The organism is Candidatus Firestonebacteria bacterium RIFOXYD2_FULL_39_29 (assembly GCA_001778375.1).
GTDB lineage: Bacteria > Oederibacteriota > D2-FULL-39-29 > D2-FULL-39-29 > D2-FULL-39-29 > D2-FULL-39-29.
Genome location: MFGV01000006.1, coordinates 1 through 9,490, shown reverse-complemented (window position 1 = coordinate 9,490; position 9,490 = coordinate 1). Strand labels below are relative to the sequence as shown.

10 protein-coding genes are annotated in these 9,490 nt (G+C 38.7%); all 10 read left to right on the top strand.

Annotation, left to right across the window (positions count from 1 at the left end):
• Positions 1-189: 189 nt before the first annotated feature.
• The 10 genes from A2536_08975 to A2536_08930 all read left to right on the top strand — a co-directional run bounded on the left by A2536_08975 (position 190) and on the right by A2536_08930 (position 9,290).
• Complete coding sequence (locus tag A2536_08975; GenBank protein OGF48246.1) at positions 190-1,002, top strand: rod shape-determining protein MreC; 813 nt, start codon at positions 190-192, stop codon at positions 1,000-1,002.
• A 9-nt stretch (positions 1,003-1,011) separates the two neighbouring features.
• On the top strand, positions 1,012-1,500 hold the full coding sequence (locus A2536_08970) for a rod shape-determining protein MreD (GenBank protein ID OGF48245.1): 489 nt from the start codon (positions 1,012-1,014) through the stop codon (positions 1,498-1,500).
• Between the two features lies 1 nt (position 1,501).
• Positions 1,502-3,286 carry a penicillin-binding protein 2 gene (locus A2536_08965; GenBank protein OGF48244.1) on the top strand — a complete coding sequence of 595 codons (1,785 nt, stop codon included), beginning with the start codon at positions 1,502-1,504 and terminating at the stop codon, positions 3,284-3,286.
• Positions 3,246-4,361, top strand: a complete 1,116-nt coding sequence (locus A2536_08960) for a rod shape-determining protein RodA (protein OGF48243.1) — start codon at positions 3,246-3,248, stop codon at positions 4,359-4,361. The genes A2536_08965 and A2536_08960 overlap by 41 nt, the downstream gene beginning before the upstream one ends.
• An 8-nt stretch (positions 4,362-4,369) precedes the next feature.
• The gene (locus A2536_08955) at positions 4,370-6,799 is read left to right on the top strand and encodes a hypothetical protein (GenBank protein OGF48242.1); all 2,430 of its coding nucleotides are present in this window, start codon (positions 4,370-4,372) and stop codon (positions 6,797-6,799) included.
• A gap of 134 nt (positions 6,800-6,933) precedes the next feature.
• Positions 6,934-7,398: a hypothetical protein gene (locus A2536_08950; GenBank protein ID OGF48241.1), complete on the top strand. Its 465-nt coding sequence runs from the start codon at positions 6,934-6,936 to the stop codon at positions 7,396-7,398.
• Positions 7,399-7,565: 167 nt separating this feature from the next.
• Positions 7,566-7,748: a hypothetical protein gene (locus tag A2536_08945; GenBank protein ID OGF48240.1), complete on the top strand. Its 183-nt coding sequence runs from the start codon at positions 7,566-7,568 to the stop codon at positions 7,746-7,748.
• Between the two features lie 29 nt (positions 7,749-7,777).
• A complete protein-coding gene (locus tag A2536_08940; GenBank protein ID OGF48239.1) occupies positions 7,778-8,299 on the top strand; it encodes a hypothetical protein in 522 nt (173 codons plus the stop codon).
• Between the two features lie 57 nt (positions 8,300-8,356).
• The gene (locus A2536_08935) at positions 8,357-8,578 is read left to right on the top strand and encodes a hypothetical protein (GenBank protein OGF48238.1); all 222 of its coding nucleotides are present in this window, start codon (positions 8,357-8,359) and stop codon (positions 8,576-8,578) included.
• A gap of 82 nt (positions 8,579-8,660) precedes the next feature.
• Positions 8,661-9,290 carry a hypothetical protein gene (locus A2536_08930; GenBank protein OGF48237.1) on the top strand — a complete coding sequence of 210 codons (630 nt, stop codon included), beginning with the start codon at positions 8,661-8,663 and terminating at the stop codon, positions 9,288-9,290.
• The last annotated feature ends 200 nt before the right edge of the window (positions 9,291-9,490 follow it).

Here is a 9,490-nt window from a genome sequence, read left to right as displayed (position 1 = left end):
AATTGAAATGTGGTACAGACCTTTAATAAAAAAAGGCTTTAAATAAGGGAAATGAGTCTAAATATGCCTAATTCAGCGGAACTTGGGTTAGTTTGCATGCTTTTTGTGAGTTATACTCGAAAAAATGGGGAAACTCAACGCAACCTTCTCCTTGTAAAATATTAGCTTTTTAGGTATAATCTTAATAATATGTGGAAAAAACTTTTTAAAAAATATCGCGCATATCTGATAGTTACCGTAATTCTGGTAGTTTCTGCCGGGCTTTTCTTGTTTTTTAAAGGAAAAGATCAAGGGCTGGGCAAGAGCCGCGCGGTATCTGAAGTTATTTATGCTCTTCAGAAGCCGATAGGAAAGCTTGGGAATGCGTTTGAATATGCCTGGAGTATGATGATAAAATTTGCTTATCTGAAATATGATAATGAAAAGCTGCATAAAGAGCTTTCTACAATGGCTTATCAGAGTAACCAGCTGGTTGAAACGGAAAAAGAGAATGAGCGTCTTAAAAAACTTCTTGACTATAAAAGAAAAGTTTATTTCAGGACCAGCATGGCTAAAGTTGTGGGCAGGGATTTGAGTAATTATTTTGGGATGATCACTGTTGATCTGGGGGAGAGAGACGGAGTGGTCACGGATATGCCGGTTATTACCCCTGAAGGTGTAGTTGGAAAGATTATAGAGGTTTATCCTGAATATTCTCTAGTTATGCTCCTGACAGATTATAAGAGCGGAATAAGCGGTATTATTCAAAAACCAAGACCGGTGGGCGCGGTAATGGGTGCGGGAAACGGGATGTGTAAAATGAAATATTTTGCGGTTAACGCTGAAGCAAAGATCGGTGATTTTGTCGTAGCTTCCGGTGACGGGAAATTTCCGAAAGGACTTCTAATCGGGAAAATATCTGACATCCGGCCCGCTTCAGACAGTATGAGTCTAGATATAGATGTTATACCTGCGGTTGATGTTTTAAAGCTTGAAGAAGTCCTCATAGTTTTTAAGGAGTAATCTTAGTCCATGTTAATCAGAGTGTTTTTGCTTTTTATATGTTTTTTGTTTCAGATCGGTATTCGAGATAACGTTTTATTGTTTGGTTTTGCCCCTGATTTTTTAATCATCGGTCTTGTTATGACGGTTAAAAAAAATAATTTACTTGACGGAGTTATTCTTGGTGCCGGCTGCGGGCTGCTTTATGACCTTATGGCTTATAGTTATTTTGGTTTTGGGCTTTTTACACTGACTCTTGCGGGTTTTTTGACGGCATTTTTTAAAAAACATGTATTTACGGACAATATTTTTTCGAATATGCTTATTGCGTTACTGGTTTCGCTAATAAACGGGATTATTTCACTATTAACAATTAATTATTTTTATGTTCCTGTTAGTTTTACCAGGGAACTTGTCAGGGTTGTCCTTCCTGTAGCCGTTTATACCTCGGTTCTTCTCAGCATTCCTCTCTTCTTTTATCATAGTTTCAGCGGTAAATTAAAAAAAGTGTTCGGCTGATATGGCTCTTGAGAGAGTACAGGATAAAGAACAAAAAAAACGGTTTAAGTTCCTTATAGCCTTCGGATCCCTGCTTATTGGAATAATATTCTTAAGGTTGTTTTATATTCAATTAATATCGTATTGGAAGTTCAAAAGTTTAGCGGAGAGTAACAGTACCAGGATCGTACCTAAACGCGCTGCAAGAGGAATAATTTACGACAGGTACGGGGAAAAGCTGGCGGACAGTGTTCCTTCTTATACGGTTTCAATAATACCTGTTGATCTCAAAGATAGCGAGAAGGTTATTCCGATGCTTGCCAAAATACTGGGTATTCTGGAAGAAGAGATCAATCAGAAAATTGAAAATCAGAAACAGAAGGTATTTGAAGCCATAAAAATAAAGGGTGATTTGAAGGCGTCGGTTATTTCAATAATAGAAGAACACAGACCCGAACTTCCCGGAGTTATAATCCATACAGAGGCAAAAAGAAATTATCCGAATAAAGAAATTGCGGCTCATGTTATCGGCTATGTGGGAGAAGTAAATTTGAATGATATTAATAAAAGCAAATGTTATGTCGGTGATACTATCGGGAGGGCCGGCATTGAAAGAAAGTATGATGCGGAATTACGCGGTATAAACGGTGCTTCAAAAATAATGGTGAATTCCTCGGGAAAAGAAATCAAGAGTCTGGGAGATGATCCATTCACTAAAGGAACGGACCTTGTTTTAACTATCGATTTGAAACTTCAGAAGGCAGCTGAAGAGTATTTTAAAGGGCGCCGCGGTGTGATAGTTTGTATGAATCCGGGAAACGGAGAAGTTTACGCTTTAGTGAGCAAACCTTCGTTTGATCCTAATATTTTCTGCGGCCAGCTGGATAAAAAAGAATGGAGTAAAATATTAAATGATCCCGAACAGCCTTTTTTAAACAGGGTGGTGGGAGGGCTTTACTCTCCGGGATCAGTATTTAAGATAGTTCCTGCTGTGACCGCGCTGGAAAAAAATAAACTTACTACCAGTGATGTATTTGTTTGCCGGGGAACTTATCATTACGGTAAGGATTGGACTTATGACTGCTGGAAATCGGAAGGTCACGGAGTAATTTCCATTGTGGATGCTATTTCCCAGTCCTGCGATATTTATTTTTATCAATTGGGACTCACTGTCACTGCAGCCAAAATATCGGAGTATGCAGGGCTTTTTGGTTATGGTTCTTTAACCGGGGTAGATCTGGACGGGGAAAAAGCGGGGCTTGTCCCGACCCCTGTTTGGAAGAAGGATAAATACGGCATTCCCTGGTTCCCCGGAAATACCATACAGTATTCGATAGGACAGGGCTATATTACGGCTAATCCGCTTCAGATTCTGTCAACTTATGATGTAGTAATTAATAATGGTACTTCATATAAGCCTCATTTGGTAAAATCTGTCGGGGGAAAAGAAATAGAAAAAGGAATGCTAAAAAGTTTTGCCATTAGCGCCAAAACTCTTGAGGTCGTAAAAAAGAGTTTATGGAAAGCGGTAAATTCAGGCGGGACGGGCGGTAAAGCAAAATCCGTTTATGGAATTGCGGGAAAAACTGCTACGGTGGAAAATCCTCACGGCTTGTCACATGCGGCTTTTGTCGGCTATGCGCCTTTTGCTAACCCCGAAGTTTCTGTTCTGGTATTTATTGAAGCCGGAGGTTCCGGGGGTGAAAACGCGGCGCCTATAGGCAAGCAGGTAATAGAATCCTATTTTAAATTAAAGAAGGAGCGGTATGCAGCTGCTAGAAAAACAGAGCATAAAGAGCTTAAATAAAGTAGTAATTATTGTCATAGCTCTCTTAAGCATCATAAGTCTTGTTATGATCTATAGCGCGACGAGTACATATGAATCAACAGGTTTTAGATATAACTTTTTTGTAAAACAGGCAATATGGGTTATTATTTCATTTATTATGCTGATTATCGTCAGTACCATCAGCTATGAGGTTTGGATCGGGTTCTCCCCTTGGATGTATTATACAACAATAGGTCTTTTGCTGATACTGCTTCTGGTCGGAAAAAATGTTTTTGGAAGCGTCAGGTGGTTCCATCTCGGTCCTATTGCTTTTCAACCTTCCGAATTTGCCAAGGCTTCTCTTGTCTTAATGCTTACAAAATTTATTTCAGACAACAAAGGAAAGATTGATATTCTGGAAGGCATGGGTAAGACTTTTGTTATAATCGGTGTGCCGATGTCTTTAATCCTTCTTCAACCGGATCTGGGGACAACGCTTATTTTTATTCCCATGGTATTTTTCATGCTCTTTATCAGCGGAATGAAAAAACGGTATCTTTTCGCGACTTTTGGCCTTCTGGCTGCGCTTGCTCCGATATTCTATTTCTTTTTGATGAAAGATTATCAGAAAAAACGGATCACAAGCTTTTTAAACCCGGAGGCTGATCCGCTTGGAAGCGGTTATTCTCTGATTCAATCAAAGATAGCTGTTGGTTCGGGCGGACTGTTTGGTAAGGGTCTTTTTAAAGGTACTCAGTCACAGTTGAATTTTATTCCCGAACATCATACGGATTTTATTTTTTCTGTTATAGGAGAAGAGTTGGGCTTTACCGGTGCTATTATAATACTCTTTCTTTACTATATACTTATCATGGAAGGTATCAAAATTGCTATTTACGCAAAAGATAGAACGAGTACAATATTAGCCACGGGAATAGTGTCAATATTTATAACGCAGGTCTTTGTTAATATCGGAATGACACTCGGGCTGCTCCCCGTTGTCGGGGTGCCGCTCCCTTTCTTGAGCTATGGAGGTTCTTCCCTTCTTTTTTCAATGTTTTTGGCGGGAATTCTCCTGAATATACATATGTCTATTAAAAAGTTCTCATCATGACGAATATAATGAATTTTAAGGAACGTCTTTACTCGGAAGTTCTTCCTTTTGTTTCTCATCCCACAAGATACATCGGCTCCGAACAAAACGCTGTTTATAAGGATCATGCTAAAACAGAGGTGAAAGTATTGCTGGCATTTCCTGAAACGTACGAAGTCGGGATGTCTTACCTCGGGTTTAAAATATTATATGGAATTATCAATGAAAGAGCAGATGCTCTGGCTGAACGCGTATTTTCTCCCTGGCCTGACATGGAAGCAAAGCTTAAGGAAAAAGGCCTGCCGTTATACTCGCTGGAAACTTTTACTCTCGCGATAAAATTTGATATACTGGCTTTCACTCTCCAGTATGAAATGACCTATACAAATATTCTTCAGATATTAGAGCTCTCCGCTATTCCTTTTTTATCTGCGGATAGAGGAGAAGAGTACCCTCTTGTTATCGGAGGAGGGCCCTCAGCTTTTAATCCTGAACCTGTTGCGGACTTTTTTGACCTGTTTCTTGTCGGAGAAGGAGAAGAGGCGATAAATGATATTATTGATACGGTCAAAGCCGGAAAAGCTTCAGGGCTAAAGAAGAAAGCGTTACTCGAAGAGCTTGCGAAGATAAAAGGTGTATATGTTCCTTCTTTTTACAAACAGGAATACAATGAAGATAAAACCATTAAAAAGATTGAGCAGACTAATAAAAAAGCGCCTGAAGTAATTAAAAAAAGAATTGTTGTAGATATGGACAAGGCCTATCAACCGGTTGCTCCTGTCGTGCCTTACATGGATATCATTCAAAACAGGATATCGCTGGAGATAATGAGAGGATGTACGAGAGGCTGCAGGTTCTGTGTGAGCGGTATTACTACAAGACCGTTACGCGAGCGGTCGGTATCAGGACTTCTTAATGCCTTCATGGAAAGCTATAAAAATACGGGGTTTGACGAACTTTCACTTTCTTCCTTGAGCTCAACGGATCATTCAAAGATTAAGGAAATGCTAAGAGAGCTTAACAAGTCTTTTGAAGGTGAGAGTGTTTCTGTATCCTTGCCTTCTTCAAGGATTGACGCATTCTCGGTAGAGCTGGCTGCAGGACTCAACTCTGTAAGAAAATCAACGTTGACGTTTGCGCCTGAAGCCGGAACTCAACGGCTCCGTGACGTAATTAATAAGTGTGTGACAGAAGAGGATTTGCTGACCGCATGTACCTCCGGTGTCAGGTCAGGGATGAACAATATTAAGTTATATTTCATGCTAGGGCTCCCGACGGAAACAGATGAGGATGTAATTGCCATAGGGGAGCTTTCGAAAAAAGTAAACTCGGCCTGTAAAGTTGTGAGCCGGAATTTCAGAGGTTTGACCGTCAGTATCTCGTTTTTCATTCCAAAGCCTCATACCCCGTTCATGTGGCAGGCTCAGGATACTACAGCAGAACTGAAAAGAAAAGTAGACTTGCTCAGAAAAAATGTTAATCCAAGATGGCTAAAGTGGCACAGTCTGGAGCTCTCAGCCCTGGAAGGAGTATTTTCCAGAGGCGACAGAAAACTGGCTGAAGTTATTAAACTTGCCTATGAAAAAGGCGCAAGGTTTGACGCGTGGCATGAAATGTTCAAACAGACGGCCTGGGATGAAGCTTTTAAAATATCAGGAGTAGATCCTGAGTTTTATTCATCAAGAAAGCGGAGTTTGGATGAAATTCTCCCGTGGGACCATATTTCTTCCGGAGTTTCAAAAGAGTTCTTAAAAAAAGAGTATGAAAAGTCGTTGAAAGGCGAAACAACAGGAAATTGCAGGACGGAGGGTTGTGTCTCCTGCGGTATCGGTGACGACTGTAATAAAGAACAAAAAACAGAGGAAGTTTCCTCGGCAGGCGGCGCAAATTCAAGCAGGTTTAAAAAGTTCGCCGTCGCTAAATACAGCGTCACTTACGAAAAGACAGAAACAATAAAATTCGTCTCGCACTTGGAACTCTTAAACGCAGTCCTTCGCGCCCTGGTCAGAAGCCGTATGCCCCTGGCTCAGACAGAAGGCTTTAATCCGCATCCAAAAGTGGCATTCTCCCCGGCGTTACCCGTAGGAGTATCCAGTACGTGCGAAGTATTCGAGTTTGAACTCACGAAAAACATCCCAGAGGAAGAAGCCTTGCAGTTGCTAAAAGCAAAGCTCCCTCCGGGTTTAGTAATAAAATCCTTAGTGAAAGCCGACTTGGGCCTTTCCAAACTATATTCCAAGGCCGTCTTCGAAATCCAACTAAAAGGCGTCACCGAGTTACAAAGAAACCTGTTGCCCGAGACGGTTGAAAAACTCGATATCGAAAACGGCACCATAACCCTGACCGTAAACCTAAAAGCCAAAGGCACCACCAGCGTTTTTAAATTATTAGCCCAGGTAACCGGGTTAGATGCAGAAGTGGTTAAAGGTGCGATAGTGAAGAGGAAAGGGTTGCAGTAAATAACAGAAAGATGAGCAAATATAGTCTTAACTGCCCTCCTTATATTCTTAAAATAAGTTGAAGAAATTAATATTATAGGTTATACTTAAATCAGATATAATATTAGCATAATTGATTAACAAAGAGGATTGGTATGTCGAGAAAGATTAAATATTATCTGGAAACATCGGTTCCAAGCATGTATTACTCAGAGGATGCAGTTGAGAAGCAAATTATAACAAAAGAGTTTTTCAAGAATATGAATTTCACTCAAAACGAATATTATATTTCAAATGTTGTTGCGCTGGAAATCCAGAATGCAGGTGAGCCAAGAAGGAGCAGGCTTAGAAATTTGTTAAATAATTATGAATTAATAATGCTTGAGGAAACATCTGAAACAACGGAATTGACTGAAAAATATGTAAAAGCCGGTGTTGTTCCTGTAAAATACAGGCTTGATGCGGTTCATATAAGTATAGCGGTTGTTAATAGAATAGATTTTATTGTAAGTTGGAATATGCAGCATATAGTAAAAACAAACACCAGATATAAAGTAAACAGCATTAATAAAGAATTGAATTACCCGGTAATAGATATTTGCACTCCGGAGGAGGTCTAAGATGAAAGTTCCAAAAGTAATAAGAGATTTACATAATGTTCGCGAAAAAATGTATTTAGCAACAAAAAAGATGTCGAAACAGGAATATCTTGAACATTCGCTAGCCGAGAGCAGAAATGCCATAAAAAAACTAAATTTAAAAGTCAAAGAATTGGCACACAAGTAAAGTGTTTAGGACTTCATTACCCGAAACCGTAGAAAAGCTAGACATTAAAAATGGCACCATCACCCTGACCGTAAACCTAAAAGCCAAAGGCAACACCAGTGTCTTCAAGCTATTAGCCCAAGTAACCGGGTTAGATGCTGAAGTTGTTAAGGGTGCGATAGTGAAGAGGAAAGCACTACAATAAATTTAAAAAACTTAATCAAAGGGGGATTTATGAAAAAAAGAGAGTTGATGGGTGTTGTATCAAAAGTTCTAGGTCTATATTTTGCGGTGATTGGATTGTTACAGTTTTTCACAATGATTCCAATGCTGGTCAAGCCATTTGATTATCCAAACGTGACATTGTCTGTCTATTATTTCATTATAGGGATTATCATTGCGATGGTGGTGTATTATCTATTTATCTGCTGGTTTCTTGTTTTTAAAACAGAAAAAATATCATCTTTCTTAATTAATGATAGTGAAAATACAGATGTAAATATTGGAATTGGAAAAGAGGGAGTTCAGCAGATATTATTTTTTGCCGCAGGGGTATATTTGATGCTGGATATAGTATTTCTTGTGAACAGGGCAGTACAAATGATAGGTCTTACCAAACTCACCCCAGATCTTGCATCTCTTGCCTTGAATAATATCATAATAGCGTTAGTTAAAGTTTTGATTGGAGCAGCTTTAATTGTCTTCTGCAGACCAATCTCCCGCTTTGTGGATAAACTGTCAGAAAGGTTTAAATAATTGAACAAATCCGCAAAAACTGCTACTAATGTAGTAGAGAGTAGGAAAGGGGTGTGAATGAAAAGTATCTTGCTGGTTTTAGCGCTTACCTGTTTTTTATTTTGTACGGATGTAGAATTTAAGAGAACTGAATTATTTAAGGTTAAAAAAGGGGCAAATGTAGATAGATTTATTGTACAAAAAGATGAAATAATTGTTGCTGAGTCAGAAGATAACACCATCCATTGGTATAGTTTACAAGGGGCAAGTCTAAAGATGATAAAAACTTCCATTTTATGAGAATATAAAATTCAATGATATTACTATTGATGAGAAGGGAAGGATAATCATATCAAACGGGATCAATATATTTAAATGTGTAATGGTGGTCGATGTAAAAGGAAAATCCTTGGATGCTATAACTCATGTTTCTCCTACTGCGGATTGCTCGCCGATAGATTTTGTGTCACTTTCAGATCTCTACATAGAAAAAGGCGGTTTTTATTTTAAAAGTTCAGGAAAAAAGTACTTTTCATCAAAAGTACTTGATTTGCAGCATAACAGCAAAAAAGAAATTGGTCTTACGGTGCAATTTGGATTCGGGGACATGGAAGTAGTTGTTAAAGGAATGAGTGACTCAGATATACCTGTGGAATTCAAAGCATTTTTGTATGAGGGCTCAATTGGGAAGAAAAAAGAAATAATTTTAAAAGCACTCCCAAGTAAGGGCTATAGAATAACTAATATTATCCCGCTGAGAATTGATAGCAATTTTCGAGTATATCTGAAAATTGAAAAAGATGAAATAAAAGCTTCTGAAAATAACAAAAGTGTAGACAATGTGAGCGAATTGCAGGTATTTGACAGTCAGAATAAACTATTGGAAATAATTCCCTTGAAAACAGATGCTTGTGTTTATGTGGATGAAGAAGGAACAATATATAGAAAACAATCAGTGGGAAATTATGGTGATGGATATATTTTTGAAAGATTCAGTATTGTTGAAAAGTAGTTGCCTGATTAATCAGGCGCTCGATGAATCGAGCAACTACTGATTGAGAAAAAGTTCTTACCTTACAAACCTTAAAAACCTTATGAACTTTACAAACCGTGAGTGAGTTATAATCAAAAGATGTGTATGAAGTAAAACAGCGACGTATCCTGTATAATAAGTTTTACGAGAACAAAATTATAAGGAGGAACGTCGCTATG

Bases quoted from the DNA above. Each gene is read 5' to 3' on its own strand.
- A2536_08955 (OGF48242.1), top strand. From the start codon at position 4,370: ATGAATTTTAAGGAACGTCTTTACTCGGAAGTTCTTCCTTTTGTTTCT.
- A2536_08965 (OGF48244.1), top strand. From the start codon at position 1,502: ATGGCTCTTGAGAGAGTACAGGATAAAGAACAAAAAAAACGGTTTAAG.
- A2536_08940 (OGF48239.1), top strand. From the start codon at position 7,778: ATGAAAAAAAGAGAGTTGATGGGTGTTGTATCAAAAGTTCTAGGTCTA.
- A2536_08975 (OGF48246.1), top strand. From the start codon at position 190: ATGTGGAAAAAACTTTTTAAAAAATATCGCGCATATCTGATAGTTACC.
- A2536_08935 (OGF48238.1), top strand. From the start codon at position 8,357: ATGAAAAGTATCTTGCTGGTTTTAGCGCTTACCTGTTTTTTATTTTGT.
- A2536_08930 (OGF48237.1), top strand. From the start codon at position 8,661: ATGGTGGTCGATGTAAAAGGAAAATCCTTGGATGCTATAACTCATGTT.
- A2536_08960 (OGF48243.1), top strand. From the start codon at position 3,246: ATGCAGCTGCTAGAAAAACAGAGCATAAAGAGCTTAAATAAAGTAGTA.
- A2536_08970 (OGF48245.1), top strand. From the start codon at position 1,012: ATGTTAATCAGAGTGTTTTTGCTTTTTATATGTTTTTTGTTTCAGATC.
- A2536_08950 (OGF48241.1), top strand. From the start codon at position 6,934: ATGTCGAGAAAGATTAAATATTATCTGGAAACATCGGTTCCAAGCATG.